The 25,091-nt window shown below is 67.2% G+C and carries 25 protein-coding genes and 1 pseudogene; 14 read left to right on the top strand and 12 right to left on the bottom strand.

Features of this window, described 5'->3' with window-relative positions; genetic code table 11:
* Positions 1-3: 3 nt before the first annotated feature.
* From ACERLL_RS15560 to ACERLL_RS15550, 3 genes are all read right to left on the bottom strand, one after another.
* On the bottom strand, positions 4-1,119 hold the full coding sequence (locus tag ACERLL_RS15560; protein WP_373657019.1) for an efflux RND transporter periplasmic adaptor subunit: 1,116 nt from the start codon (positions 1,117-1,119) through the stop codon (positions 4-6).
* Complete coding sequence (locus tag ACERLL_RS15555) at positions 1,116-2,519, bottom strand: TolC family protein (RefSeq protein WP_373657018.1); 1,404 nt, start codon at positions 2,517-2,519, stop codon at positions 1,116-1,118. The genes ACERLL_RS15560 and ACERLL_RS15555 overlap by 4 nt, the downstream gene beginning before the upstream one ends.
* A gap of 319 nt (positions 2,520-2,838) precedes the next feature.
* Positions 2,839-3,120, bottom strand: a complete 282-nt coding sequence (locus ACERLL_RS15550; RefSeq protein WP_373657017.1) for a hypothetical protein — start codon at positions 3,118-3,120, stop codon at positions 2,839-2,841.
* Positions 3,121-3,401: 281 nt separating this feature from the next.
* Between ACERLL_RS15550 and ACERLL_RS15545 the strand changes: the two genes are divergently transcribed.
* Together ACERLL_RS15545 and ACERLL_RS15540 are read left to right on the top strand one after the other, a co-directional pair.
* The gene (locus ACERLL_RS15545) at positions 3,402-4,883 is read left to right on the top strand and encodes a protein adenylyltransferase SelO (protein ID WP_373657046.1); all 1,482 of its coding nucleotides are present in this window, start codon (positions 3,402-3,404) and stop codon (positions 4,881-4,883) included.
* Between the two features lie 37 nt (positions 4,884-4,920).
* Complete coding sequence (locus ACERLL_RS15540) at positions 4,921-5,433, top strand: DinB family protein (protein ID WP_373657016.1); 513 nt, start codon at positions 4,921-4,923, stop codon at positions 5,431-5,433.
* 27 nt (positions 5,434-5,460) lie between these two features.
* Here ACERLL_RS15540 and ACERLL_RS15535 read toward each other — a convergent pair whose 3' ends face one another.
* The 3 genes from ACERLL_RS15535 to ACERLL_RS15525 all read right to left on the bottom strand — a co-directional run bounded on the left by ACERLL_RS15535 (position 5,461) and on the right by ACERLL_RS15525 (position 7,003).
* On the bottom strand, positions 5,461-5,583 hold the full coding sequence (locus ACERLL_RS15535) for a hypothetical protein (RefSeq protein WP_373657015.1): 123 nt from the start codon (positions 5,581-5,583) through the stop codon (positions 5,461-5,463).
* A 188-nt stretch (positions 5,584-5,771) separates the two neighbouring features.
* On the bottom strand, positions 5,772-6,236 hold the full coding sequence (locus tag ACERLL_RS15530; RefSeq protein WP_373657014.1) for a hypothetical protein: 465 nt from the start codon (positions 6,234-6,236) through the stop codon (positions 5,772-5,774).
* Between the two features lie 455 nt (positions 6,237-6,691).
* Positions 6,692-7,003, bottom strand: coding sequence for a hypothetical protein (locus tag ACERLL_RS15525; RefSeq protein ID WP_373657013.1), 312 nt, complete (start codon positions 7,001-7,003; stop codon positions 6,692-6,694).
* A 295-nt stretch (positions 7,004-7,298) separates the two neighbouring features.
* Here ACERLL_RS15525 and ACERLL_RS15520 point away from each other — a divergent pair, with 295 nt between their 5' ends.
* From ACERLL_RS15520 to ACERLL_RS15500, 5 genes are all read left to right on the top strand, one after another.
* Positions 7,299-8,138, top strand: a complete 840-nt coding sequence (locus tag ACERLL_RS15520) for a bestrophin-like domain (RefSeq protein ID WP_373657012.1) — start codon at positions 7,299-7,301, stop codon at positions 8,136-8,138.
* A gap of 132 nt (positions 8,139-8,270) precedes the next feature.
* Complete coding sequence (locus ACERLL_RS15515; RefSeq protein ID WP_373657011.1) at positions 8,271-8,870, top strand: hypothetical protein; 600 nt, start codon at positions 8,271-8,273, stop codon at positions 8,868-8,870.
* 76 nt (positions 8,871-8,946) lie between these two features.
* Positions 8,947-9,360: a secondary thiamine-phosphate synthase enzyme YjbQ gene (locus ACERLL_RS15510; protein WP_373657010.1), complete on the top strand. Its 414-nt coding sequence runs from the start codon at positions 8,947-8,949 to the stop codon at positions 9,358-9,360.
* 58 nt (positions 9,361-9,418) lie between these two features.
* On the top strand, positions 9,419-9,718 hold the full coding sequence (locus ACERLL_RS15505; RefSeq protein WP_373657009.1) for a YrhK family protein: 300 nt from the start codon (positions 9,419-9,421) through the stop codon (positions 9,716-9,718).
* 229 nt (positions 9,719-9,947) lie between these two features.
* Positions 9,948-10,352, top strand: a complete 405-nt coding sequence (locus tag ACERLL_RS15500) for a peptidoglycan-binding domain-containing protein (RefSeq protein WP_373657008.1) — start codon at positions 9,948-9,950, stop codon at positions 10,350-10,352.
* A 33-nt stretch (positions 10,353-10,385) separates the two neighbouring features.
* On the opposite strand, the gene ACERLL_RS15495 is transcribed toward ACERLL_RS15500, so the two are convergent.
* Entirely contained in the window at positions 10,386-10,652 is a 267-nt protein-coding gene (locus ACERLL_RS15495; RefSeq protein WP_373657007.1) for a DksA/TraR family C4-type zinc finger protein, read from the bottom strand.
* Between the two features lie 252 nt (positions 10,653-10,904).
* On the opposite strand from ACERLL_RS15495, the gene ACERLL_RS15490 reads away from it, so the two are divergent.
* The gene (locus tag ACERLL_RS15490) at positions 10,905-12,518 is read left to right on the top strand and encodes a mucoidy inhibitor MuiA family protein (protein ID WP_373657006.1); all 1,614 of its coding nucleotides are present in this window, start codon (positions 10,905-10,907) and stop codon (positions 12,516-12,518) included.
* A gap of 12 nt (positions 12,519-12,530) precedes the next feature.
* On the opposite strand, the pseudogene ACERLL_RS15485 reads toward ACERLL_RS15490, so the two are convergent.
* A pseudogene (locus tag ACERLL_RS15485) lies at positions 12,531-13,695 on the bottom strand (zinc-dependent alcohol dehydrogenase).
* A gap of 1,009 nt (positions 13,696-14,704) precedes the next feature.
* On the opposite strand from ACERLL_RS15485, the gene ACERLL_RS15480 reads away from it, so the two are divergent.
* Together ACERLL_RS15480 and ACERLL_RS15475 are read left to right on the top strand one after the other, a co-directional pair.
* Positions 14,705-16,063, top strand: a complete 1,359-nt coding sequence (locus tag ACERLL_RS15480; RefSeq protein ID WP_373657005.1) for an L-lactate MFS transporter — start codon at positions 14,705-14,707, stop codon at positions 16,061-16,063.
* A gap of 42 nt (positions 16,064-16,105) precedes the next feature.
* On the top strand, positions 16,106-16,267 hold the full coding sequence (locus ACERLL_RS15475; RefSeq protein WP_373657004.1) for an MFS transporter small subunit: 162 nt from the start codon (positions 16,106-16,108) through the stop codon (positions 16,265-16,267).
* A 90-nt stretch (positions 16,268-16,357) separates the two neighbouring features.
* Here ACERLL_RS15475 and ACERLL_RS15470 read toward each other — a convergent pair whose 3' ends face one another.
* Positions 16,358-18,196, bottom strand: coding sequence for a sigma-54-dependent Fis family transcriptional regulator (locus ACERLL_RS15470; RefSeq protein WP_373657003.1), 1,839 nt, complete (start codon positions 18,194-18,196; stop codon positions 16,358-16,360).
* Positions 18,197-18,428: 232 nt separating this feature from the next.
* Here ACERLL_RS15470 and exaC point away from each other — a divergent pair, with 232 nt between their 5' ends.
* Both exaC and ACERLL_RS15460 read left to right on the top strand, forming a co-directional pair.
* Positions 18,429-19,949 (top strand): acetaldehyde dehydrogenase ExaC, encoded by a 1,521-nt coding sequence (gene exaC, locus ACERLL_RS15465; RefSeq protein WP_373657002.1) that lies wholly within the window; start codon positions 18,429-18,431, stop codon positions 19,947-19,949.
* Positions 19,950-20,021: 72 nt separating this feature from the next.
* On the top strand, positions 20,022-20,420 hold the full coding sequence (locus tag ACERLL_RS15460; RefSeq protein WP_373657001.1) for a DUF779 domain-containing protein: 399 nt from the start codon (positions 20,022-20,024) through the stop codon (positions 20,418-20,420).
* A gap of 74 nt (positions 20,421-20,494) precedes the next feature.
* Here ACERLL_RS15460 and ACERLL_RS15455 read toward each other — a convergent pair whose 3' ends face one another.
* Entirely contained in the window at positions 20,495-21,571 is a 1,077-nt protein-coding gene (locus ACERLL_RS15455; protein WP_373657000.1) for a hypothetical protein, read from the bottom strand.
* A gap of 118 nt (positions 21,572-21,689) precedes the next feature.
* Between ACERLL_RS15455 and ACERLL_RS15450 the strand changes: the two genes are divergently transcribed.
* Together ACERLL_RS15450 and ACERLL_RS15445 are read left to right on the top strand one after the other, a co-directional pair.
* On the top strand, positions 21,690-22,166 hold the full coding sequence (locus ACERLL_RS15450) for a MarR family winged helix-turn-helix transcriptional regulator (protein WP_373656999.1): 477 nt from the start codon (positions 21,690-21,692) through the stop codon (positions 22,164-22,166).
* A gap of 2 nt (positions 22,167-22,168) precedes the next feature.
* Positions 22,169-23,374: an MFS transporter gene (locus tag ACERLL_RS15445; protein WP_373657045.1), complete on the top strand. Its 1,206-nt coding sequence runs from the start codon at positions 22,169-22,171 to the stop codon at positions 23,372-23,374.
* Positions 23,375-23,435: 61 nt separating this feature from the next.
* Here the strand turns inward: ACERLL_RS15445 and ACERLL_RS15440 are convergent, their stop codons facing one another.
* Both ACERLL_RS15440 and ACERLL_RS15435 read right to left on the bottom strand, forming a co-directional pair.
* On the bottom strand, positions 23,436-23,600 hold the full coding sequence (locus tag ACERLL_RS15440; protein ID WP_373657044.1) for a helix-turn-helix domain-containing protein: 165 nt from the start codon (positions 23,598-23,600) through the stop codon (positions 23,436-23,438).
* 170 nt (positions 23,601-23,770) lie between these two features.
* The gene (locus ACERLL_RS15435; protein WP_373656998.1) at positions 23,771-24,664 is read right to left on the bottom strand and encodes an FAD:protein FMN transferase; all 894 of its coding nucleotides are present in this window, start codon (positions 24,662-24,664) and stop codon (positions 23,771-23,773) included.
* Positions 24,665-25,091 lie beyond the last annotated feature (427 nt).

Here is a 25,091-nt window from a genome sequence, read left to right as displayed (position 1 = left end):
CCATCAGTCGTCCCCGTCCTCTTCCGGGATCTGCGCCCGGAGCTCTTCGGAAAGCAGCATCTGGGCGCCGGCGGTGACCACCCGGTCGCCCGCCTGCAGGCCCTTGGTGACGAACCAGGAGCCGCCCTGCGCCTCGCCCCGCAGCGGGCGCCGTACGAACAGCTCCTTGCCGGCGCGGCGGTAGACCCAGGGGCTGCCGCCGTACCAGACCACGGCTTCGGCCGGCACCCGGACGCCGCGGAGCCCGGAACCGCCCTGGGGCACCCAGGCCTGGACGGGCATGCCGGTGCGCAGACCGCCGGCCCCGGTTCGCAGGTAATAGGTCTCCCCCGGCAGGCCGGGCGTCACCTCCGTGGCCGGGCCCACCAGCGTGGCGGAGCGCGCCGCTGCCCGCTCCCCGCCGGGATGCACGGGTACGGAGCGCGTCCCCTCCGGGAGCCGTTGCGCGGGGGGCAGGGTCAGCCGGATCAGTACCTGCTGCCGTTCCACCAGGGCCCTGAAGCGCTCCCCGCCGGTCAGGGCCGTCTCTGCCAGAAGCGGGCCCCAGCGCAGCTCGGCTTGGGTGCGCAGGCCGGCGAGGCGGCGGCGCAGCCCGTCCAACTTGGCACGGGCCTCGGCCAGCCGGGTGCGGGCGCTCTGGAGCTGGCGCCGGGAGATGTTGCCGGCGCCTTCGCTGAGGGACTCCAGCCGCCGGTAGTCGGCGGCCGCTTCCCGGCGTCGGGCCTCCGCCGCCTGCAGTTCGGTGCGGGTCTGCCGATAGCGGCCGCGCAGATCCACCAGCGGCGCGATGTCCACCACCCGGCCGTAGGCCACCGTCTCCAGGGGGCGGTCGCGCGCTTCGAGGGCCCGGGTGCGGAGGGCGCCGCGCTCCTGCGCTTCCGTGCTCAGCCGTACCGCCACGGCGCCGTCGCGCACCACCAGGCGGCGGCCGCCAGGCTCCTCCTCCGCCTCATCTTCGCCCCCGCCTTCCGCGGTAACCGTTTCCCGGGGCGACCCGCCCAGTAGGGCGATGAGCCCGGAGCGCAGGCCGCCGGCGCCGGGTGCCAGGGCCTGGGCCGCCAGGAAGCCCGCAGCGGCGAGCAGCAGAAGAAGGGCGGCGGTGCCGAGCAGGCGCTTCATGGGTCCGCTCCGGTCTCTTCGATCAGGGGCTGCAGTGCCCGGTCGAGCGCGAGGCGCCCGGACAGGGGCCGCTGCAGGGCGTCGCGCACGCCCGCGAGGGCGAGCCGGCGTGCCGTCTCCGCCTCGGCCACGGTGCGCCGGGCCCGGACCAGCTCACGGCGGCCGCGCAGCAGTGCCAGGCGGTCCAGGTAGCCCGCCTTGTACTGCTTGCGGCGGCTGGTCTGGCGCTCCCGGGCGTCCCGCAGCAGCGAGCGCGCCTCCGACAGCGCCGAATTCCGCGCCCGATAGCGGTCACGGCGCTCGGCCAGCTTCTGCAGGACCCGCGTCTGCAGCTTCAGGAAGCGCTTGCGCGCGAGGCGGCGGCGCGCCAGCGCCTCGGCGATGGGGCCCTCGTTGCGGTTGAACAGGGGAACCGTCCACGAGGCCCCCAGCATCCAGACCAGCTCCGACTGGTCGAACAGCAGCCCCGGGGAGAGGCTGAGATCGGGATACTGGGCGCGGATCTCGCGGCGCAGGGCCGCTTCCCGGGCGGCGTACTCGGCCACCGCCCGGCGGATGTCGTAGCGGCGGCGCAGTGCCAAGCCGCGCAATCGCTCCATGTCCAGCTGCCCGCCGGGCCCCGGTTGCACCTCGGGAAAGGCGAGGCTGACTTCGCGGAGCTTCTCCTCCGGCACGGCCACCGCCTCGGCGAGGGCGTGACGCGCCTCGGCGATCCGCCCCCGCTGGCGGGCCAGCTCCATGCGGGTGCGCGCCCGGTCCATGCGCAGGGTGGTGACCCGGAAGGTGCTGACCTGCCCGGCCCGGGCCCGCTCTTCGAGGAGCCGAAGGGTCTTCTCGTTCAGCTCCGCTTCCTCCCGCAGCAGGTCCCGGCGCCGGCGGGCGGCGCGTAGCTCGATTAGCGCCTGGCGCACGCGGCTGTGCAGCCGCCAGGCGGCGTGCTCGAGCTCGATGCGGCCGGCAAGGCTCAGGGCGTCGGCGCGGTCACGGCGGGCATCGCGCTTGCCGGGCGCCTCGAACAATACGTCGACCACCGAGCCGAATACCCAGGGGGAGCCCTCGTCCCCGCTGGGGTCGGTGTGGTATTCCGCCGGGAAGCTCAGGGAGGGGTTGGGGCGCTGGCCGGCGGTGATCTCTCCCGCCCGGCGCAGATGCCAGTCGGCCTCGGCGACGGCCAGCTCGGGGCTGTAGTAGAAGCCCGCCAGGGTGAGCCCGGTCAGGCCCCACTCCCTGATCGGCTGACCGGGCTCGGCGTAGCCGACCCGCTCGAGGTAGCGCCGTAGCTCCTGCGAATCCAGATCGCGGGTGCGAAATTGCGCCGGGAACGCGTCGGTCGAGAGAGGTTTGGGCTCGTAGTCCCGGAAACCGCAGCCCGGCACCAGGACCAGCAGCAGGACGACCACGGCACCGTGCAGCGCCCCACGCCGTCTCCACCGATGAAAAGTCCTGGCGTCTGGTGCCAACCCGCGCCCTCGTATTCGGGTCGCCCGCGGAAAATCCGGGCCGTCCGGGAGGTTACCGGTTCTCTGGGCTGGATTCCAGCAGGGGCCTCGTGGTCTCTCCGGGCTGCATGGGGAATGCAAACGAGCGAAAGGGGTCAGGTCTTGCTTTTTGCTTCACTGATCCCGGCGAGATGCCAGTGAATGTGCAAAAAACAAGACCTGACTCCTAATACTAATAGGAGACGCTCTTAGAGGGACGATGCTTCAACTCGAACTGGGATTACGCCTCGCCCCGGGATGGGTCCGGGATATCGATCTGGGTTTCCTCCCAGGGAAGCTGGGCGGGCTCGAACTGGTTGAGAAAGTCCACGATGTCCTGGCGGCCGAAAAGCTGGTGGTTCTCCTCGCCCATCAGGACCACGGGGCAGCCGTAGGCGGCCTGCAAGGTCTCGATGAGCTTCTGGGCCTGGACGGGCTCGGAGATGGCGGCATCCACCACGGATACCACCGCGAAGTTGATGTCCTGATCCTGGACGAGGGCGTGGGCGATGTTGTGGCGCATAGCGTCCTCCGGCTGAGGTGGGGTGGCGGAGCGACACCCTATCGAAATTTGACCGGCTTGTGGCCTGTCAAGTACGACCTGGCATGTGCCGCCGTAGGCCCTCCCGGGGTCTTGGGCCGAAGGCCACCCCTCCGGGCCCGGCGACAGGTCCCCGTTGAACCCGCCGCACCGAACCCGCACAATCCCCGAAATTTCCTCACCGATACACTCGGAATTTCGCCCGGCCCACCTTCCGGCGGCGCTGGGGACAGGTAATAACGTTGAACGAAGCCGAAACGCCGATCGCCGAGCCGCTGACCCTCGAAAACAGCTACCTGCGTCTTCCGGAGGCCTGCTACGCGCGGGTGGCGCCCACCGAGGTCTCCGCGCCACAGCTGGTGCGCCTCAATGTAGAGCTGGCCCGGCATCTGGGGCTGGATCCCGAAGCCCTGGGTGCTTCGGACGGGGTGGCCGTGCTTGCCGGTAATCATGTGCCCGAAGGTGCCGCGCCCCTGGCGCTTGCCTATGCCGGGCACCAGTTCGGCAATTTCGTGCCCCAGCTCGGTGACGGCCGGGCGGTGCTGCTGGGCGAGGTGATGGATTGCGACGGCGTACGGCGCGACATTCAGCTCAAGGGTGCCGGCCAGACCCCGTTTTCCCGCGCCGGTGACGGACGGGCTTCCCTGGGCCCGGTGATCCGGGAGTATCTGGTGAGCGAGGGCATGGCCGCCCTCGGCGTTTCCACCACTCGCGCGCTGGCCATGGTGTCCACCGGCGACCCGGTGCTGCGCCAGCGGATGGAGCCGGGCGGTGTGATCGCGCGGGTGGCGGCCAGCCACGTGCGGGTGGGGACCTTCGAGTACTTCTTCCGGCGCGGCGAACTGGAAACGGTGCGGGCGCTCGCCGATTACGTCATCGAGCGCCACTATCCGGAGCTGGCGGAGGCGGGGCAGCCCTACAAGGCGCTAATCGGCGCCGTTGCCGACCGCACCGCCGACCTCATCGCCGACTGGCTGCTGGTGGGCTTCATCCACGGCGTGATGAACACGGACAACATCTCCGTCGCCGGCGAGACCCTGGACTACGGCCCCTGCGCCTTCATGGACGACTACCACCCGGCCACGGTCTTCAGCTCCATCGATCGCCATGGCCGCTATGCCTATGACCAGCAGCCGCGGATCGGCCACTGGGATCTGGCGCGCTTCGCCGAGACCCTGCTGCCGCTGATCTCGGACGATGCCGATACCGCGCTGGCCGCCGCCCACGAGGTGCTCGATCCCTTCGAGGAGCGGCTGAACGCCCGCTACCACGCCGGCCTACGCCGCAAGCTGGGTCTGGCGGAGGAGCGCGAGGGCGACGCGGACCTGGCCCTGGATCTGCTCGGGCGCATGGCCAAGCAGCGGGCCGACTTCACCCTGACCTTCCGCCGTCTCGCCGACCTGAAACGGGAACCGGACGGGGCTGACGAGGCCGTGCGCGCGCTGTTCGAGGATCCATCGGACTTCGATGCCTGGGCCCGCACTTGGCGCGAGCGCCTTGCCGCCGAGGAAAGGGACGACGCCTCCCGGCGCGTCGACATGCGGTCGGTGAATCCCGCCTATATACCGCGCAATCACCGGGTGGAACAGGCCATCGAGGCGGCCATGAACGAGGGGGACCTCCGGCCCATCGATGATCTGCTCACGGTGCTTACCGAGCCCTACGCCGACCACCCGGATTACGCCCACCTGGCCGAGCCGCCGAGTCCGGAAGAGGTGGTGACGCAGACCTTCTGCGGTACCTGATTCGAGTCGCCGCACCGCACCCATGGAGGAGCCCGCCGTGATCGACCGGGAATACTGCCTGACCATGGCGCGCTACAACCGCTGGATGAACGAGCGGATCTACGAGCGTTGCACGGAGATTCCGGAGGCCGACCGGCGGCGGGACCTGGGCGCGTTCTTCGGCTCCATCCACGGCACGCTGAATCACCTGCTGTGGGGTGACGGCGTCTGGATGAGCCGCTTCACGGACCGGCCGAGACCCGAAGGCGGGGCGGCCGACGAGCAGTTCTCGGACTTCCGGGCGCTGCGGACGGCGCGCGAGGCGCTGGATGGCGAGATCCTGGCGTGGGCCGAGGGGGTGGATGCGGCGTGGCTGCGCGGGGAGGTGTCCTGGACCAGTGGGATCGACGGGGCGACGCGATCGCGTCCGGCCTGGATTCTGGCGGCGCACGTGTTCAATCATCAGACCCATCACCGGGGCCAGGTCACCACCCTGATGATGCAGCTCGGCTACGACCCCGGCGTGACCGATCTGCCCTGGATGCCCGGGCTGGAGCAAGGAGTGGGCTGAGTCCCCGAGTCGCCGCAACCGGCCCCCTTATCCCCCGATATCCTCGTTCCAGAGCGCGGGAGCGGCGTCCTGCGCCACCCTCACCGTCACGCCCCGGGCGCGAAGCAGCTCCTCCTCGCCGAGGAAGGTCCGGTTCTCGCCAATCACCACCCTGGGAATGCCATAGAGCAGTACGGCCCCCGCGCACGAGCACCGCGCCGTTGGGAATCCCGCCTTCGCGGTAGCCTTTCTCCGCCTCTTCCAAAGCGGCCTGAAGGAATCGGTCCATCCGTATCTCGCTGGCTGATGAAGAACCGCCTGGAAACGGGTATCCCGGACCCGGGCGGAAGCGGACCGGCTCAGGCCCGGGCCTGGAAGTATTCCGTCATGTTGCTGGTGAAGGCGGAGCGGACGGGAGCCTCCACGGATTCCTCCTTGTTCCGGAGGATGGTGCGAACGGTAGCCTCCCCGAGGTTGAGCCCCTTCTCGAAGTGCTCGGGGCGCTCCTCCCGGTTCATGTAGTCCTCCACCTGCTGGATCAGGGTGCCGTCGTCATAGAAGGCCCGCTCGAAGGTGTGGTAGAGGAGGCCGGCGTGGAAATTGCCGCCGGGCCGGAAGCCCTTGGAATGGGCCACGAACTCGGTGTACCGGGTAAGGACCCCGAGGATCACCTCGTCGTCGCCGGCGCTCCATTGCTGCATGCCGATGCCGAGGGTTTCCGTCACCGAGCTCAGGGCCGCCTGCAGGTGCTCCGTGATGTTCTCGGCCAGGGCCGGGGCCTCGTCGACCACCGCCTGGTTCTCCGCGTCCGCTTCCTGGGCCATGGGCCATTCTCCGTGTGGTTGCACCGGGGGCTTCCCCCAGGCGGGAATGCACATGCTCCGACCGTAGCACCGGCCGGGTTTGACCCCAACAGGAGTATGCCACCGGAGCGGTACCGGGCGGTTTCGAGTGCCCGGTAGCCCGAAGCCTCCGGGGAGCGCATTCAGAATAAGAGCTACATATTCAATTCACAGGGGTTGCGCTTGTAAGGACCCTGTTGCAAGCGGGATCGGGCCAGTACTTTCAATGGCTCGGGGTTTTTCAGCCGGGCGATCCTGCTGCGCAGCTTCTGGAGTATTTCCTCCCCTTTCGAGCAGTTGCCGCGTATGGATTCCATGATGATCCATTCCGCATAGGTCCCGACGGTTAACCGGGCCCCGAGGGGGCCCTGAATCTTTTCGGATTCCTTTATGGAGCGGCGGAGGGCCCGCCGGGTGGCAGTTTCGTTTTCCTTATTTTAATAAAACAGGGCCTGGGCCTTGAACCGCAGGGCTTCGGGTCGGAACATTCTGTTTTCGGAGAGTTTCGAGGCCCGGGTTGCGTAGTAGATCGCCTCGGAATAATTCCCGAAATCCAGGTTTGCCCTGGATAGGATGAACAGGCTGGATACCGGTACGCTGTCCTTGTATTTTTCAAAAATTTCACCGGCCCTGCTCAGCATGACCCCCTTGGAGAGCCTTGATTGAGCGGCAATCTGCCGGGCGGCGCGGCTGCCTTTCTCCATACGGATTTCAGCGATCTTCAGGTTCTGGTCGTTAAATCTTTTCATTTTTGTCTCCTTTATAGTTTATATGTATAGGAATTATCAGGAAGTTTCTATTCTTGAAATAGTAGCGCCCGGGGCTGCCTTGCACTTGCTAGGCGTATCTCGGTTTTTCCGGGGTCCGACCGAAAGGTTGCACCCGGGAAGTCTGTGTCACTCTCCTTTTGGGGCTATTTCATAAGCGCCTTCCGTTATTCCGCATTTACCCCACCCTATCCGCCGCCCTAGTTTGGAACCCATCGGGTCGGGTGCCGTTTGATGCTTCTACGTACCCGCGTGCCTGCAAACGGGAGCGTGAATAATGGATTGGGTGCTGGCCGCGGAGTATTTCTGGTGGGTCTTTTATATCGGCACCATCTTGCTTTTCCTGGCCATGGTGGAGGCGGGCCATTTCCTCGGCCGTCGGCGCAGGGGTAAGGCGGACCCGGAGGCCAAGTCCCAGGCAGGTACGGCTCTGGCAGCCATTCTGGCGCTGCTGGGGTTTCTTCTTGCTATCAGCTTCAGTATCGCCGAAAACCGTTTCATGACCCGCAAGCAGCTGGTGCTGGAGGAGGCCAATGCCATCGGCACCACGTTCCTGCGCACGGATTTCCTGTCCCCGCCGGAGCGGCGCCGGGCACGCCTTCTGCTCGCCGAGTACGTGGATGTCCGCCTGGAGGCGGCTCAGCGGAGGGAGACCCTTCAGGAGGGGCTCAAGCGGCCGGTGGCAATCCAGACCGCCCTGTGGGAGATCGCGGACCGGATGGCGGCCCAGCGGCCGCGCTCGGAGCCGGTGGGTCTGTTCATAGATGCGCTGAACGAAACCATCGATCTGCACGAGGAGCGTGTCACCGTAGCCCTGCGCAACCGCGTGCCGCCGAGCCTGCTGTGGACGCTGTATCTGGTGGCCTTCCTGTCCATGGGCGTCATGGGCTATCAATTCGGCCTGGGCGGCACCCGCAACCTTCCGGCCACCACTGCCCTGGTGGTGGCCTTCGCGGCGGTTATGCTGCTCATCGTCGACCTCGACCAGCCCCGTCAGCGGCTCTTCACCGTCAGCCAGGCCGCGCTGGAGGACACCCGGCGCGCCATCCACCAATCGCTGCAAGAGACGCCGCCGGAATCCGCCCCTTCCCGGGACAGCGGGACACTCACCCGCTAGTGCCCCACCGGCGGATCTGACAGGAGTCAACTTCCCCGGCGCCGGGAGGTTCGGTTCGGTTGGTCCCCCGCCACAATGGAAGAAAATCCCGAGTATCCCGAACCCGAACATGGGAGCGGAAAGGCGGTGGCGATGAGTAAGCGGCGGAATGCGTTGTGGACGTGTCTGGCATGGACCGTTCTGGCCGGCCTTGCCGGCTGCGGCACGGCGGAGAAAACGGAAACCGCCCTGCACGCGGACGGCGGTGGACCTCAGGTACCCGACTGGGTGGTGGATCCGGAGGTGAAAGGCGGCATGGCGGCCACGGAGTGTACCCGCGCGAGCGGCGAGCTCAGCCTGGACAAGGCCGAGGCCGTGGCCCTCGCCCGGGCCAATCTCGCCAAGCAGATCCGGGTCAAGATTCAGGCCATGGACAAGGCCTATCGGCGCCAGGTCCAGGCCCGCGGCGGCACCGTGGCCGGAGGCACTTTCGAATCCGTGTCCCGGCAGGTGACCGAGACGTACCTGATGGGCTCCGAGATCCGGAAGCTCCGCTATGTGGTTCTCGGCGAGGACGGGCAGTATCTATGCGCCATGGTCGGCATGGATCCGGAGCGCCTTAAGGGTCTGTTCACCGATCTGCTGGAGGCTAGCGGCAAGCACCTGGAGCCCGCCCGGGAGGCCGCGCTGTACGAGGAGTTCCGGGCTCGCCAGGCGCAGCGGGAGCTGGACCGCGAGCTGGCGGGGGATTGACTGCCGTGACGGGTTCCGGCGACTGGGCCGCTTGCTATCCTGTCGGGCCCGGGAGCCAATGCGGAGGAGGTGGACCATGCGCCGGACCCTGGAGGTGGCCACGCACGAGCGGGAAGAACTGGTGGACATCACGCCGCAGGTGGAGGATGCGGTAAGAGGTTCCGGTGTGGCCGACGGGCTGGTTTCCGTCTATGTGCAGGGCGCCACTGCGGGGATCATGATCCAGGAGAACTGGGACCGGAGCGTGCCCCGCGACGTGGTGCATCTTCTCCGGGAGTTGGCCCCGTGCGGGGTATGGGAGCACGACGCCCAGGACGGCAACGGGGATGCACACCTGAAATCCGGACTGGTGGGGCCCTCCGAGACCATCCCTCTCATGGAAGGGCGGCTCGGTCTGTCCACTTGGCAGGGCCTGTTCCTTTGCGAATTCGACGGCCCGCGGACGCGCCGATCCGTGATCTGCACGATTCTGCGCGATACACCGGAATAACGGGCAGTGCCCACGGTATCCGGGGCATTTCACGTGGGCAGGGCAATGGAGATCTGCGGTGACTCGCGAGCATATTGAGCGCGTTGACAGAAATGACGGCGACGAGCAGCTGGTGATCCGCATGGGCCGGGAAGAGCTCATCATCCGGCAGCGGTATCAGGCGGCCAGCATTCTCAACGACTTCCTGATCGGGTTGTGGTTTCTGCTGGGTAGCATCGCATTCTTCTGGCACACCTGGCAGGACACGGGGATCTGGCTGTTCGTGTTGGGGAGCGCCCAGTTGCTGGTGCGGCCCATGATCCGGCTAGCGCACCAGGTCCATCTGCGGTCGATGCCCCCGGAGCGGTGGGACTTCTAGATGCCGGTGGCGGGCATGGGAAACCTCCGAGAGGTTCCTCGTTTTTTCCTTTAAATACCGAAAACTATGGGTTTGGTTGCGGTAAAATGGCGGTTGTTTCAATATTTTCAGGCGCTTACCGGAATTGTTCACGGTTTCCCTGTTAAGGTTGGGTTGAAACCGCATTGTGGAACAAATCGGGGCATATTATTCATATCGGGAAATTTCATTTCCGATGAGGGTAAGCGTCATGAAAGGGAACAAGCTCGTTACCGTACTGGCCACTGCGGCGTTGCTGGCCGGTGGGCCGGCGATGGCCGGTATGCAGGGTCAGGGCCCCGCTCCCGATAAGACCAAGAAGAAATGGGAGCAGATGGGGTACCAGAAGGAAAAGCTGGGCCCGGAGGTGGTCCGGAAGGTCCAGCAGGCCTTGAATGACGAGGGCTACAGCGTTGGCCAAGTGGACGGGAAGATGGGCAAGAAGACCTCTTCCGCGCTGGTGCAGTTCCAGGAGGATATGGGCATCAAGCCCACCGGGAATCTCGATAACCCGACGCTGTTCGCCCTGGGGATCCAGCCCAAGGATGGCAAATCGCCCGGTCAGCAGCGGCAGGGTGAACCGCAGGGCGGAGGCTCCGGCGGAGGGACGCAGTAGCCGGAGGCCATGCCTCCCAGGCGAGCCTGATTCTCACCGAAGCTGGCTGTCTTTGCTGCCGCGCCGATTGTAATAGCTGTACGGCTTCTGTTCGGCGTCCTGCTCGCTTTGGCAGGTGACGCACAGGCGCACGCCCTTGATGGCCTCCCGGCGTGCCTGCGGGATCTCGTCGCCGCACTCCTCGCAGTGCATCAGGCTCTCGCCCTGCGGGAGCTGGCTGCGAACCCGTTGCAGCTCGTCGTTGATGCTGTCATCGATCTGCTGCTGGACGGCGCCTTCCTTTGCCCAACCACTCGCCATATGAACCTCCTGTGGTGAACGGGGCGACGATCGCGTCGCTCCGGCATGGGCAACGCGCTTCAGCCTGCCCATTATCGCCGCCGGGCGGGTGAGAAGACAACAGAACGGGGACGGGCCGTCTGGCCCGTTCCCGGCGGCGGCACGGCAGGGGCGGATACGCGCATTGGGGACGCAGGGACCGACGGGCGCCCATGGGATTCATGCTATGGTCGCGGGCAGTCAGGGTCCCGTTTCCCGAAAGGAAGGATGCGTATGCGCCTCCGTCTCGTGATGCTCGCCATCGCCTGGGGAATTCCCGCGCTCTCCGGCGGATCCGTCCGGGCGGTCACCCCCCTCGATACCGCAATCCGCGCAGTAACCGTGTACCCCAATGACCAGGCCCGGATCCACCGCTCCGCGGAAGTGGACCTCCAGGCCGGCGCCCGGGAGCTGGTGGTCGGCGATCTGCCCGCGCAGCTTGTTCGAAGCTCCGTACGGGCAGAGGTTTCCGGGGCTCAGGCGGCGGTCCGGGTGGGCACCGTGGAGGTGGACCGCCAGCCGGTGAGCGGGCCGCCCCGGGAGCGCGAGCGGCAGCTGCGGGCCAAGCTCGAGCGCCTGCAGGCCGACCGGGTCGCCGTTACCGACCGGATGGAGACGGCCCGGACCCAGCTGACCTTCGTGGAGGGACTGGCGGAGCTGCCTGAGCGGGAAGGCGCCGGGTCCGCCCTGACCGGCGGCGGGGCCGCCGAGCGATGGCCGGAGCTGTGGCGGCGCATCGGCGAAGGCGCCCGGCAGGCGCGGAAAGTGATGCGGGAGGCCCGGCGCGAGCAGGAGCGCCTGCAGGCGGAGATCGAGGCGGTGCGCGACTCCCTGGAGCAGCTGGGGCAGGGGGAGAAGGCCCGTATCCGTATTCGTATCGGATTGGAGGCGGATGCGGCCACCCGGGCGGAGCTCTCCCTGCGCTACCGGGTGCGCGGGGCGGAATGGCGGCCCGAATACGAGGCCCATCTCGATACGAACGGCGGTGCCGTGCAGCTGGTGCGCAAGGCGCGGGTCCGGCAGCGCACCGGCAAGGACTGGTCCGGCATCCGCCTCGCCCTGGCCACGGTCGCCCCGGTTTCGGGCTCCTACCCGGAGCTTCCCATCTGGTGGGTGGACTTCGGGCAGCCCCGCCCCCTGGCCGGGAAAGCGGACGGCGCGCGGGCCAGGGAGGCGGCCCCCCCGATTTCGGGTGGGAAGGAGGCGCGGTCCCGGACCGTGCACGGGGCGTTCACCCCCACCTACCGGGTTTCGGGGGCGGTCACCGTGCCGGGCGCCAACCAGCCCCGGACCGTGGTCCTGGGCCGTCGCCAGCTCGCCTCCGAGATGGCCGTCCGCGTGGTTCCCCAGCGGAGCGAACGGGCCTGGATGACCGCCCGCGTGACCTGGAACGGCCAGGGTGCCCTGCCCCCTGGGCGGGTGAGCCGCTACCGCGACGGGTCCTTCGTGGGCCGGGGGCGCTGGTCGGCGTGGGCACCGGGCGATGCGCGCCATCTGGCCTTCGGAATCGATCCGCGCTTCGAGGTGGCCTTCCGCCCCGTCACCGACCTGGCGGGGGAGGACGGGCTCATCAGCAAGCGGAGCGTCCGTACCCGCCATTACCGCATCGAGCTCACCAACCGCCACCAGCGGCCCCTGGAGGGCTCCGTGCGCTTTCGCGTTCCCGTACCGCGCGACGAGGAGATCACCGTGGAGCCCTGGTTCCCCGAGGAGCCTGACCGATCGGATGTGGATTCCCGTCGGGGAATCCATGCCTGGGAGCGGACCATTCCCGCCGGCGGGACCGTGGTCCTGAAGGCCGGATACCGTCTGAGCACCCCCGAGGGGAAAAGCGTCCCCGGCTTCTAGGTGCCCGGCCGGTCAGGGCGTCATCACCACCTTGATGCAGCCGTCCCGCTTGGCGTTGAAGTCGGCGTAGGCTTCCGGAGCTTCCTCCAGCCGGTGGCGGTGCGTGATGATGAAGGACGGGTCGATCAGGTCCTGCTCGATGGTGCGCAGAAGGGCCGGCATGTAGGCCTGCATGTGCGTCTGCCCGGTCTTCAGGGACAGGGATTTGTTCATCACCCCGTTCAGGGCCACGCCGTCTACCATGTTGGTGTTACACCCGGGCACCGACAGCCGGCCGCCCTTGCGGCAGCACAGGACCATCTCGTTGAAGGCCTGTGGGTGGTTCACCTCGCTCGCATCCGGAGCCCGCTCGATGGCTTCCGGATCGCCCGCGCCGTGGGCCTCGGCGCCCACCGCATCGATGCAGCAGTCGGGGCCGCGGCCGCGCGTGCGCTCCTGCAGGGCCTGATAGACGTTCTCCTCCTCGAAATTGATCACCTCCGCGCCGGCTTGGTCCCGGGCAAGCTTCAGCCGCTCCGGAACCCGGTCCATGGCCACCACGCGACCGGCCCCCAGCATCCAGGCGCTGCGGATGGTGTGAACTGACCCACCGGACCGCATCCCCAGACCGCGACGGCGTCGCCCGGCTCGATCTCCGCGTTGGCCGCCGCCATATAGCCCGTGGGATAGATATCGGAAAGGAACAGCAGCTGCTCGTCGGAGAAGCCGCTGTCCACTTTCAACGGCCCCACGTCGGCAAAGGGTACGCGCACGTACTCGACCTGGCCGCCGGCAATACCGCCAAGCAGGTGGGAATACCCGAACAGGGCGGCCGGTGAATGGCCGATGACACCGGCGGAGTCGGAAGCGTTCGGATTACTGCTGTCGCACAGGGAATACAGCCGGTTGTTGCAGAAGAAGCACTCGCCGCAGGCGATGGTGAAGGGCACGACCACCCGGTCGCCCCGCCGCAAACCGCCCACCTCCGAGCCGGTCTCCACCACCTCGCCCATGAGCTCGTGGCCCAGTACGTTGCCCGGTTCCATGGCGGGCATGAGGCCGTTGTACAGGTGCAGGTCGAACCCGCAGATGGCCGTGGCCGAGACCTTGACGATGGCATTGCGGGCATCCCGAATCTCAGGGTCGGCGACGTTCTCCACCCGAACGTCATGGGTGCCGTCCAGGTCAGTGCTTTTATGGAAGCCTCCTGATCACGCCTTCGCGCGCATGTGAATGGTTCGGCGGAAATTGCGCTCCCATGCACACCTTGTCCGGGAAGCCGCGTGAAAAGCAGACGCGGCGAGCCATTATCCCCCTCCGTGAAAGCGCCACTGCGGTTTCCGTCTCCGACGGAATCCGAATTCCCCGCCGCCCGAAAGGTGGCCTCCCCCCGACTGTCGAAACCGGAGCCGAGTACGGGGGGCGGTTCCGGTCCGCTTTGTCGGTGGACAGGCGCCTCTATGCCGCAATTGCTGGCTGATTCCCCTGGGAGAGCGGGCATGAAGCCCGCTACCGGCGGTCCAGTTTAGAGAGAGCGCACAAAGTACCCATGGAGGACACCCGTCCATGAAGAGGTTGGGGAAAATTGGCGGGTGGCCGCCTATTGAGCAGAGGCGGGCCACAGGGAGCCAAGCGGTTTTACAGGGGGTAATGCGAGGAGGTGGCAGGAAAGCCTGCGGTTGACCCATGCGTTTAAACGGGATATTTATGCAAATGGAGGTACTAATAAATAAGGACAAAAAGGGGAGTGCTTAAATAAATATAACCATATTCGTTAAGTCTAATATTTATGGCTCTATGCCTGCGCGTATCCAGTAGAAAAAGGGGCAGAGTAGGTCCAGCGGAAGACATTCGCGCCGAACTGGACTGTCTTTGAAAAAGGGGAAGCGCCCTCTTTCACGGGACCCATACCGCGTTGTTGTTCGTTCCTCTCCCAGGGTCCGGGCGCTGGCTCGCAATTCCCTCGCTATGCCTCTTGAAGCGTTGTGCCGGAGCGGATTCGGCCTTGGAAGCCAGTGCACTCCGCCGTTTCCGGGTCGGTTGCAACGGGACTTCGCATCCGCGGACAGACGCTGTCCGCTCGTCCGGTACCGCGCGCCCGTTTTCGCCGCCGAAGCGGCTCCGAGCGGTGCGTGGTACTGATTCAACCCGCGTCCGGGCGGCCGAACGGCCATGCCCGGGAAATCCGCGCGACCAGGAGGTGCCACATGAGCGGTTTCCTCGATAAGGAGCAGATTGTTGCCGAGCCGGGCTTCAACCGGTGGCTTATCCCACCCGCGGCGCTTGCGATCCACCTGTCCATCGGTCAGGTGTACGCCTTCAGTGTCTTCAACGAGCCCATGACCCGAATCCTGGGCGTTACGGAGTCCGCCCCGGGAGACTGGAAGCTTACGACGCTCGGCTGGATCTTCAGTATCGCCATCGCCGTGCTCGGTGTGACCGCCGCCTTCGGGGGTCGCTGGCTGGAGCGGGTCGGCCCGCGCAAGGGGATGGTGGTCGCTGCCCTGGCCTGGGGAGGCGGCTTCCTGCTGTCCGCCGTGGGGGTATGGGCTCACTCGGTCTGGCTGGTGTATCTGGGCTACGGGGTATTCGGCGGAATCGGCCTAGGCTTCGCCTACATCTCACCCGTGAAAACGCTCATGCGATGGTTCCCGGACAAGCCCGGCATGGCCACCGGCATGGCGATCATGGGCTTCGGCGGAGGCGCCATGATCGGCTCGCCGCTGGCGGTGAATCTCATGAGCTTCTATTCCGGACCCGAAACGGTAGGCGTGGGCGCCACCTTCGCCACCATGGGTATCTTCTACTTCCTGCTGATGATGTTCGGCGCCCTGATCGTGCGCGTTCCGCGGGAGGGCTGGGCGCCGGCGGGCTACGATCCGAGCACCGCGGCCAGCGGCAAGCTGCAGACCGATGGCCACGTCCATGTGAACCAAGCGCTGAAGACCCCGCAGTTCTGGCTGGTCTGGGCGGTGCTCTGCCTGAACGTAACGGCGGGCATCGGCGTGCTCGGCCAGGCCTCGGTCATGAGCCAGGAAATGGTGGGCATTTCGGCCTCGGCCGCGGCGGGCTTCGTGGGCCTGCTGAGCATCTTCAACATGGCCGGCCGCTTCTTCTGGGCGAGCCTGTCCGACTACATCGGCCGCAAGAACACCTACACGGCGTTCTTCCTGCTCGGCATCGCCCTGTACGCCCTGGTGCCCACGGTGGCCTCCTGGGGTGTGGCCAGCCTGTTCGTGCTCGCCTACCTGATCATCATCAGCATGTACGGGGGCGGCTTCGCCACGGTTCCTGCCTATCTCCGGGATCTGTTCGGCACGGCGCACGTGGGCGCCATCCACGGCCGCCTGCTCACCGCCTGGTCGGTGGCCGGCGTCCTCGGCCCGGTGCTCATCAACTACCTGCGCGAGTTCCAGATCCAGTCCGGCGTGGCTCCCTCGGAGTCTTACATGCTGACCATGTACATCATGGCCGGACTGCTGGGCGTGGGACTGCTGTGCAATCTGGCCATCGGCGCCATGCACAACAAGCACCTGATGGAAGAGGGCGAGCTGGCCTACGAGTGAGCCGGCTTCGCAGGCAAATCCGCGAAAGCAAGGAGTGTCGCCATGAGCACGACTGCCACCGAGCAGCCGAAGCAGCAGGCGTCCACGTCGGAAATGGTGAATCCGGCCACGGGAAAGCTGATCCTGTATTGGACGGTGGTGCTGGTTCCACTGGCCTACGGCATCTACAACACCATCCTCAAGGCCCTTCCGCTGTTCGTCTGAGGCCGTTCGCCAGCGGCCCGGGTGCGCCCGGGCCGCCGGCTTTTTCCTCCCTTCCCCGCCAGCCCGGGTCGGATATTCGGTGCTTCCGGATCAGCGCTGCAGCCGCCGGTAGATGGTGCTGCGGTTGATGCCCAGGGCGCGCGCGGCGGCGCTGACATTGCCGCCGTTTGCCTCCACCGCTTCCCGGATGACCTGATCGGTTACGGCCTGCAGGCTGCTGCCGCACTCCTCGTCCCTGCCGGTCAGATCCTTGTGGAAATCACCGGGCAGATGCCGCGGTTCCAGCGGCTCGGCGTCGTCGCGCAGGGCCAGCGCGGTACGCAGCACGAAGGAGAGCTGCCGGCAGTTGCCCGGCCACGGATGGCCGAGCATCAGCTCCAGGGCTTCCGGGCAGATGCGGGCCTCGGGATCCTCCTCCGCCAGTAGCGCGTGGATGAGCCGGGAGAGGTCGCGGCGCCTGCGAAGGGGCGGCATCTCCACCTGGAGACCGTTCAGCCGGTAGTAAAGGTCGGAGCGGAACTCGCCCGCCGCCACCAGTGCACGCAGATCGCGGTGGGTGGCGCTGACCAGGGAGAACGACACGGGCCGGGGCTGGTTGCCCCCCACGGGAACCACCTGCTTGTCCTGCAGAACGCGCAGCAGACGGCTCTGCAGGGGAAGGGGCATGTCGCCGATCTCGTCCAGGAAGAGCGTCCCGCCGTCCGCCTCCACCAGCTTGCCGGTCTGCCCCTCGCGCTTGGCCCCCGTGAACGCCCCCGGCACGTAGCCGAACAGCTCCGATTCGATGAGCGATTCCGGCAGGGCGGCACAGTTGATGGCCACGAAGGCGCCGTCGGCGCGGGGTCCGTAGTCGTGCAGCATGCGGGCCAGATGCTCCTTGCCGGTCCCGGTCTCTCCCTCGATCAGAACGGGGATATCCCGGGTCAGTACGCGATGGGCGCGCTCCGCCGCGGTGGCCACGGTCGGATCGCCGTGCTCGATGCGGCCGGTGGTGGGAAGGGGCGAGGGAATGGGAGTCGGTCGGGCATGGGGCTGGCGGAGACGGGTCCGGGTGTGGAGGCGGATTCCGGAAGGGGTCTCCAGGTTCGGCCCCGTTTCGCCCGGGCACCGGAATATCCACTCGAGGGGCACGCCGAACAGGTCCTCGAAGCCCGTACATCCGTGGATGGTGCTCGTCAGGTCGAGGAGCCGCCGGGCGCAGGTATTGGTGGCCAGGAGTCGGCCGTCACCGGCGAAGGCGGCGATGCCCTGGCCCAGGGTGCCGAGGAATTCCGGACGCGGGTGAAAATAGAGGTAAAGGGCCTCGTCGAAGTGCTCCTCCAGGAGACGGTTCTCGATCATGGTGGTGGACATCTGCACCAGACCGAGGCTGTGCATCTGCCGGGCATCCTGGTCCCCGGAGATGTCCAGAATCCCGATGAGCGAGCCGGCGGGATCCAGAATGGGTGAGGCGGCGCAGGTGAGGAAGGCGTTGCATTCCAGGTAGTGCTCGCCGCGGTGCACGTTCACCGGAAGGCGCTCGGTGATGGCGGTACCGATGGCGTTGGTGCCGCGCGCGCTCTCGTTCCAGCAGGCGCCGGGCTGGAGGGCCACCGTCTCGGCCCGGCGGTGGAACTCCGCGTCACCCAGGCGCTGGAGCAGAACGCCTTCGGCGTCGGTGAGGATCACGGTGCTGTTGGTGTGGGCGATCTGCTGGCGGATGTTCTCCAGCTCCGGAAGGGCGTAAGCCACCAGGTGCTCCTGCCGCTCCCGCCGCTGCTTCAGCTCGGTGCCGCCGTACACCGCGTCGTCGGCCCGGCCCGCCATATCCAGCCCGTCCGCCGCGCAGCGCCGCCAGGAACGCTCGATAACCGGTTCGAGGCCGGCGGTCTCGTCCCGTTTCCGAAAGGGTTTCCGACCCGAACCGTAGGTACCGTTCAGCGTTCCCATGGCCTCTCTCCTTCCGGCTGTCGCGTGCCGCAACGCCGCTATCGCAATTTGCAACACCTGGAAGCGGCATGGCGGCCCTTCGGTCGGCAAACCGAATGCAGGGTGCTTTCTCAGGGCCCGAAAAATCAGGAGATTGGATCGTTGTTCCCGGGTTCCGAAAGCTTTGGAACGCTTCTTGCCCCGGTTGTTCCGGAAGTCCCCATCATAGCTGAAATACCAAGGAGGAGAAGCCATGCTCTACTCGGCACCTGGATCGGCCGATGCCGTCGTTTCCTACAAGAGCCGCTACGAGAACTTCATCGGCGGCGAGTGGGTGGCGCCGGCGAAGGGCAACTATTTCGGCAACCCCACCCCGGTAACCGGGCAGACCTTCTGCGAGATTCCGCGCTCCACCGCCGATGACGTCGAGCGGGCCCTGGATGCCGCCCACGCCGCCAAGGCGTCCTGGAGCATCACCTCCCCCGCCGAGCGGGCCAACCTGCTAAACCGCATCGCCGACCGCATGGAAGCGAATCTGGAGCAGCTGGCGGTGGCGGAGACCTGGGATAACGGCAAGCCCGTGCGCGAGTGCCTGGCCGCCGACATTCCCCTGGCCATCGACCACTATCGCTATTTCGCCGGCGCCATCCGCGCCCAGGAAGGCGGCATCAGCGAGCTGGACAACGACACCGTGGCCTACCACTTCAAGGAGCCGCTCGGGGTAGTGGGGCAGATCATCCCCTGGAACTTCCCGATCCTGATGGCCACCTGGAAGCTGGCTCCGGCGCTGGCCGCCGGTAACTGCGTGGTGCTGAAGCCGGCCGAGCAGACGCCCGCCTCCATTCTCCTCCTCATGGAGATGCTCCAGGACCTGCTGCCGGCCGGCGTGGTCAACGTGGTGAACGGCTTCGGCGCCGAGGCGGGCAAGCCCCTGGCCACCAGCCCGCGCGTGGCCAAGCTGGCCTTCACCGGCGAGACCACCACCGGGCGCCTGATCATGCAGTCGGCCTCGGAGAACCTGATCCCGGTCACCCTGGAGCTGGGCGGCAAGTCGCCCAACGTCTTCTTCTCCGACTGCTTCTCCGAGCAGGACGATTTCGCCGACAAGTCCCTGGAAGGCTTTGCCATGTTCGCCCTCAACCAGGGCGAGGTCTGTACCTGCCCGTCCCGGGGACTGGTGCAGGAGCGCTTCTACGACCAGTTCATGGAAGGCGCCGTGGCCCGTACGCAGGCGCTGAAGCAGGGCAACCCCCTGGACACGGATACCCAGGTGGGGGCCCAGGCCTCCCGCGACCAGCAGGAGAAGATCCTGTCCTACCTGGCCATCGGCAAGGAGGAAGGCGCCAAAGTGCTGGCCGGCGGCGAGCCCTTCGAGGGCGAGGGCGATCTGGCCGGCGGCTTCTACGTGCGGCCGACCATCTTCGAGGGCAACAACCGGATGCGGATCTTCCAGGAGGAGATCTTCGGCCCGGTGGTCTCCGTGACCAGCTTCAAGGACATGGACGACGCCCTGGAGATCTCCAACGATACCCTGTACGGGCTGGGCGCCGGTGTCTGGACCCGCGACATGAACACCGCCTACCGTATGGGACGGGGCATCCAGGCTGGCCGCGTGTGGACCAACTGCTACCACCAGTATCCGGCCCACGCCGCCTTCGGTGGGTATAAGCAGTCGGGCATCGGCCGGGAGAACCACCAGATGATGCTCGACCACTATCAGCAGACCAAGAACCTGCTGGTGAGCTATTCCAGCAAGGCGCTGGGCCTGTTCTAGACCGCACGGGCCCAACCAGCGGTTAGCGGGGGCGGCGGGTGCCGCCCCCGCTCCTTGAAGGAGGAAACGGCCATGACGGTACAACGGGTAACGGCTACCGAGGCCGCCGAACAGCTCATCCATCAGCTGCGCGAGATGCACGGCCCCCTGCTGTTCCACCAATCCGGCGGCTGCTGCGACGGCAGCGCCCCCATGTGCTTTCCCCGGGGCGATTTCAAGGTGGGGGAGCAGGACGTCCTGCTCGGCGAGGTGGCCGGGGAGCCCTTCTACATCAGCGGCCCGCAGTTCGAGTACTGGCAGCATACCCACCTGATCATCGACGTGGTGACCGGCCGCGGCAGCGGGTTCTCCCTGGAGGCTCCCGAAGGCGTGCGCTTCCTCACCCGATCCCGCCTCTACACCGACGAGGAGAGCGCGGCCCTGGCCCGCGAGGGCGATCCGCCACGCGGACCCGAGGCCCATCTGTCCTGAGTCGTCGGGAATCCCGACGCTTCCCCGGGCTCCGGGCTTGCTGCCCCGCGCGGTGGGCCGGGGGAGGCTCGTTCCTATCGGCGCGGTACCGCCGCCTTCAGGGCGTCGGCGAGCACCGCCGCGTGGTCCTCCCGCATCTCCAGGCTCTGTTCGGCGTGCACGAACCGCCCCGAGGCGGTATCGGCCTTCCGGGTGCAGGGCGCGTCGGCGCCGTTGGTGAATCGCCCCTGGACGTTGGTGGATCCCACCAGGGAACAAGAAGCCGCCGAATCCTCCGTGTCCACGGACAGGCCGCTGGTGCCCGGAATGGCCGCGGCGATGTCGTCGACAAGCGGTGGCGCGGAGCCCGTTATGCCGCCGCTCAGGAACAGGCCCCCGCAGCTATTTGAGCGGCCGTTGCCGTGCAGGCTCACCGCGATGCGCCCAGAGGCCCCCTGCATCAGGGTGCGGTGGGCGAGGTCGAAGGGGGTATCCACGGTGTGGGCCATGTCCGAAACCCGGAAGGCTTCCGAGCTGTCGTCATCGGTGCAGACCCCAGTCTTCCCGTCGCACGTACTGGCGGCACCGTTGGCGCAGCGGTGGGTGCCGGCCAGCAGCAGGAACCGGGCGTCGGTCTCCGTGAACAGGGTGGTCCCCTCCGCGGCGGTATGGAGGTCGAAATCGGGGTGCGGGACCTCCAGCACCAGGGGGCGCTCCCCGTCGGGGTCGGCGACCACGCGGCCCCAGCCCGGGTCAGCCGCATCCCGGGGCTCCAGGACCGCGTAGCGCTCCGCCCCCGGGACCTCGATCCAGGCGGCCCGGTAGGCGGGCAGCCGGTCGCGCAGGTAACGCTCGGCGTCCTTGATGCTCCCCTCCCCGAAGCGAGCCACCGCCTCCACCCAGGCGGCCTGCTCCCCGGCATCCGGGGGGCGGTAGCCCTCCGAGTCCTCCCTGGGTAGCGCATTGACCGCCTGCTCGGTGTAGTCCGCCAGATCGGTTTCATGGGTAACGAGCGCCACGGGGGTGACGGATTCCGTCTCCTCGTCCTCCGTCACCTCCGTGCCGCACCCGGGGCCGAGGACCGCAAGAACCGCCAGCGCCGCCGGCAGTCGGTGTCCAGAGCGCCTTGCCGCGCCCGCCACCCATTGTTTGCCCGGTATCCGGATCTCCATGGAAGCCCTGTCCCCGAATTCGTTTCGGCGGGAACCCTACCATTGGTGTCCGGTCCGGGTGACCCCCCGAAAGCATTGCCGGTTTTTTTTATATAGAAAATAAATGTAAATTGACGCCATGCCTCCCCAAGACAACAGCACGGATCCCTCGCTGGGCGCGGAGCTGCTGAGCGTTATCGCCCGCCTCAACCGCTGGGCCACCCGCAACGCGGACCTGGCGCTTCCGGTGGCGCAGGCCAGGCTGCTGGCCCAGATCGATGCCCTCCAGTCAGCCCGCATCGGCGACCTGGCGCAAGCCGACCATTGCAGCCAGCCGACCATGACCACCCAGGTTCGGCGGCTGGAGGCTGCCGGCCTGGTCTACCGGCGAACGGACCCGCACGACGCCCGGGCCGTGCGTATCTCCCTTACCGCTCGGGGCCGGGGGCTGCTCGATGACGTGCGCGCGGCCCGGGCCGCGGTCATAACCCCGCTGATCGAGAAGCTCCCCGAGGATGAGCGCCTGCAGATCCGCGCGGCGCTGGACACACTCACCAATCTGCTCCATGCGGCCGGCCCGGTTCCGCATGGCACGGATGAACAGGAGGAAAAGTGACCTTGTGGCGCCAGCCCCGGGCCGTACTCGCGGTGGCCTTCGCCTGTATCATCGCCTTCATGGGCATCGGCCTGGTGGACCCGATCCTGAAATCCATTGCCCACTCCCTGGGGGCCTCGCCCTCCCAGACGGCGCTGCTCTTCACCGGCTACATGGCGGTGATGGGCGTGTCCATGCTGGTTACCGGGGTGGTTTCCAGCCGGCTCGGGGTCAAGCGGACCCTGCTGCTCGGACTCGTCATAATCATCGCCGGCGCCGGCCTCGCCGGGGTGCAGGGCACCATCGGCGGGGTCATCGGCTTCCGCGCCCTCTGGGGCCTCGGCAACGCGCTGTTCATTGCCACGGCGCTCACCGCGATCGTTAGCTCCGCGCGGGGCTCGGTGAAGGAATCCGTCATCTTCTACGAGATGGCGCTGGGGGTCGGCATCGCCGCGGGACCGCTCATCGGCGGGGTGCTCGGCGCCATTTCCTGGCGCGGGCCGTTCTTCGGCGTGGCGGCGCTCATGACCATGGCCCTGGTTGTGACGTACTACCTGCTGCCGCCCACGTCCCCGGTGACGCAGGTCACCTCCATCCGGGATCCGTTCCGTGCGCTGCGCCACCGGGGACTGCTTACGGTGGCCGTCGCCGCCCTGCTCTACAACTTCGGCTTCTTCTCGCTCCTGGCATTCACACCCTTCCCGCTGGATATGGGCGCCCACGGAGTGGGGCTCATCTTCTTCGGCTGGGGTCTGGCGCTGGCCTTCACCTCCGTGGTGGTGGCGCCCAGGCTGCAGCGGCGCTTCGGCACCGTCGTCACCCTGCTGGTCGCCCTGGCCGCACTGGCACTGATCCTCGCGATCATGGCTGTCTGGACGGACAGCAGGATGGTACTGGCCACCTGCGTGGTGGCGGCCGGGGCCTTCATGGGCGTCAACAACACCCTGATCACCGAGACCGTGATGAAGGTGGCGCCCGTTGAGCGGGGGGTCGCTTCGGCGGCCTACAACTTCGTCCGCTTCAGCGGCGGCGCGGTCGCCCCCTGGCTGGCGGGCAGGCTCGGGGAGAGCATCAATGCGCATGTGCCTTTCTGGGTGGGCGCCGCCGGCGTACTGCTGAGCGTGGGGGTGCTGGCCTCCGGGGCCCGCTTCCTGGCGCATGTGGATGCGGAGGCGGAGCGGGAATCCAGCCCCGGAGAGGCGGCGGCGGTGACGGTGGGGGACGCCTGACCGGGGGGCTACGCCCGCTCGCCGCTTACCGCCGGCTATCCGAACGGGTGGCGAGGATCTGCTACCGGTAGCGCCGGGGCGGGGCGCCCACCGCGCGCTTGGAGGCCCGGCTTAAGTGGGACATGTCCAGAAAGCCCCAGCGTGAGGCGATATCGGAAATGCTGACGCCCGCCTGGGCGGGATAGGCGGGGGCGCGCCGGCATTGCTCGATGCGGCGCTTCCACACCACCAGCTACGGCTTCGGCAAGGGCGCGGTGCTGGTCCTGCGCTTGACCCTCGGCTCCAAGGCGGAGGCTGGCTGAACCGCCGGGAACGGGCCGGATTTCTGGACGAATCCGGTTGCGTCATCCGGTTGAACGGTTGAAAGCGTTTCGGGGTCGCCCCGATCGGTCGTCATTACCGGACGCTCCAGTAGGCCAGCTCCTGGTCGTCGAGGAAGGCCTCCGCGTCGGCACCGTGCAGCATGGCGAGCGTCGACAGGACGCCGGCCTGGGTACAGGTGGGGGCGGCGACGGTCACCGAGCGGGGGCCGTCGGGCACGGGCCAGCCCGTGTGCGGATGGAGGATGTGGCCGTACACGACGCCGTGGTGGGTGAAGGAGCGGCGCACGTCGCCGCTGGTGGCCAAGCCCCCCCGGTGCAGCGCAAGGGTCTGCACGGCCGTGCGGGTCTCTTGCGGGTGCTCGATGCCGGTGGTCCACGGACTCTCGTCGCTGCGGACCCGGTTGGCGCGCAGATCGCCGCCGAAGTTCACCAGGAAAGGGACCTCGGTCCGCTCCTCGAGGAGCGTAAAGGTCCGGTCCACGGCGTACTCCTTGCCGATGCCCCCGAGATCGATCTCCATGCCGGCCGGCACCACCAGCCGAGGCCGCTGCCACGTGACGCGGTGCCAGCCGATCAGCGGCATGAGCGCGGCGATCTGCTCGGCGCCTGGCGGCTCGGCGTCGGGACCGAACCGCCAGATGCGGCGCAGTACCCCGGAGGTGATGTCGAAGAGGCCGTCGCTGATCCGGTGGCACTCGTCCGCGAAATCGAGGAGATCGGCGGTTTCGGTGTCCACCTCCACGGACGCGCCTTGGCTGGTGTTGATGCGGGCGATCAGGTTGTCGTCGCGGTAGCGGCTGAAGGCGCGCTCGATCCGCCAGGCCTCGGCGGCGGCGATACCGCCCAGCTCCTCGGCCAATTCCCTGTCTCCGGTTTCCGCCAGCACCTCGCAAGGGCTGGCCATGGCCATGAAGCGCGCCTTCCAGAGTGTCCCGAGGCGCTCCAGGACCGGCTCTTCAACGCTCATCTCTTGTCCCCCAGGGGGTTCGAAAAAAATTGTCGCCCCTTTGCAGACCGAAAAAACGTTCCGGCTCAATTGTCTAAAAGAATCTTTGCGGTTCCGGGGGCCTATTTGTCATCGCGCTGTCATTGATCTTCGACAGCGTTTCGCCTACAAAAATACCTGCAAGTCTGCCCGCGTCGTAGCGGCACGGCGCGCATGGCTCCGGAGGGGAAACGGAGCCAGCGCCGCGGCGCCCCGCGGGCTGGGAAAATTCAGCGCTCCTCCGAGTAAAGGGGGGACCGTTACCGCACCATGTAGCCGCGCGGAACGGGCACTCAAGGAGCAAAAAGATGGAATGGGAAGCGCCGCCACCGGTCCGCTCCGGGGCACCCGCCCGTATTGCGTCCGGTCTGCCGAAACGTCCGGAACGAGCCTACCGCAGCCGTCCCAC

Origin of the sequence: Thiohalorhabdus sp. Cl-TMA (assembly GCF_041821045.1) — a bacterium.
In the GTDB taxonomy this organism is placed as follows: Bacteria; Pseudomonadota; Gammaproteobacteria; order Thiohalorhabdales; family Thiohalorhabdaceae; genus Thiohalorhabdus; species Thiohalorhabdus methylotropha.
This window is presented reverse-complemented; position numbering and strand designations above follow the sequence as displayed.

Excerpts from the sequence above, each read along its gene's own strand:
- ACERLL_RS15560 (WP_373657019.1), bottom strand. The coding sequence starts at position 1,119 with ATGAAGCGCCTGCTCGGCACCGCCGCCCTTCTTCTGCTGCTCGCCGCT.
- ACERLL_RS15550 (WP_373657017.1), bottom strand. The coding sequence starts at position 3,120 with ATGCGCCACAACATCGCCCACGCCCTCGTCCAGGATCAGGACATCAAC.
- ACERLL_RS15530 (WP_373657014.1), bottom strand. The coding sequence starts at position 6,236 with ATGGCCCAGGAAGCGGACGCGGAGAACCAGGCGGTGGTCGACGAGGCC.
- ACERLL_RS15525 (WP_373657013.1), bottom strand. The coding sequence starts at position 7,003 with ATGAAAAGATTTAACGACCAGAACCTGAAGATCGCTGAAATCCGTATG.
- ACERLL_RS15520 (WP_373657012.1), top strand. The coding sequence starts at position 7,299 with ATGGATTGGGTGCTGGCCGCGGAGTATTTCTGGTGGGTCTTTTATATC.
- ACERLL_RS15515 (WP_373657011.1), top strand. The coding sequence starts at position 8,271 with ATGAGTAAGCGGCGGAATGCGTTGTGGACGTGTCTGGCATGGACCGTT.
- ACERLL_RS15510 (WP_373657010.1), top strand. The coding sequence starts at position 8,947 with ATGCGCCGGACCCTGGAGGTGGCCACGCACGAGCGGGAAGAACTGGTG.
- ACERLL_RS15500 (WP_373657008.1), top strand. The coding sequence starts at position 9,948 with ATGAAAGGGAACAAGCTCGTTACCGTACTGGCCACTGCGGCGTTGCTG.
- ACERLL_RS15495 (WP_373657007.1), bottom strand. The coding sequence starts at position 10,652 with ATGGCGAGTGGTTGGGCAAAGGAAGGCGCCGTCCAGCAGCAGATCGAT.
- ACERLL_RS15490 (WP_373657006.1), top strand. The coding sequence starts at position 10,905 with ATGCGCCTCCGTCTCGTGATGCTCGCCATCGCCTGGGGAATTCCCGCG.
- ACERLL_RS15480 (WP_373657005.1), top strand. The coding sequence starts at position 14,705 with ATGAGCGGTTTCCTCGATAAGGAGCAGATTGTTGCCGAGCCGGGCTTC.
- ACERLL_RS15475 (WP_373657004.1), top strand. The coding sequence starts at position 16,106 with ATGAGCACGACTGCCACCGAGCAGCCGAAGCAGCAGGCGTCCACGTCG.
- ACERLL_RS15470 (WP_373657003.1), bottom strand. The coding sequence starts at position 18,196 with ATGGGAACGCTGAACGGTACCTACGGTTCGGGTCGGAAACCCTTTCGG.
- exaC (WP_373657002.1), top strand. The coding sequence starts at position 18,429 with ATGCTCTACTCGGCACCTGGATCGGCCGATGCCGTCGTTTCCTACAAG.
- ACERLL_RS15460 (WP_373657001.1), top strand. The coding sequence starts at position 20,022 with ATGACGGTACAACGGGTAACGGCTACCGAGGCCGCCGAACAGCTCATC.
- ACERLL_RS15455 (WP_373657000.1), bottom strand. The coding sequence starts at position 21,571 with ATGGAGATCCGGATACCGGGCAAACAATGGGTGGCGGGCGCGGCAAGG.
- ACERLL_RS15450 (WP_373656999.1), top strand. The coding sequence starts at position 21,690 with ATGCCTCCCCAAGACAACAGCACGGATCCCTCGCTGGGCGCGGAGCTG.
- ACERLL_RS15435 (WP_373656998.1), bottom strand. The coding sequence starts at position 24,664 with ATGAGCGTTGAAGAGCCGGTCCTGGAGCGCCTCGGGACACTCTGGAAG.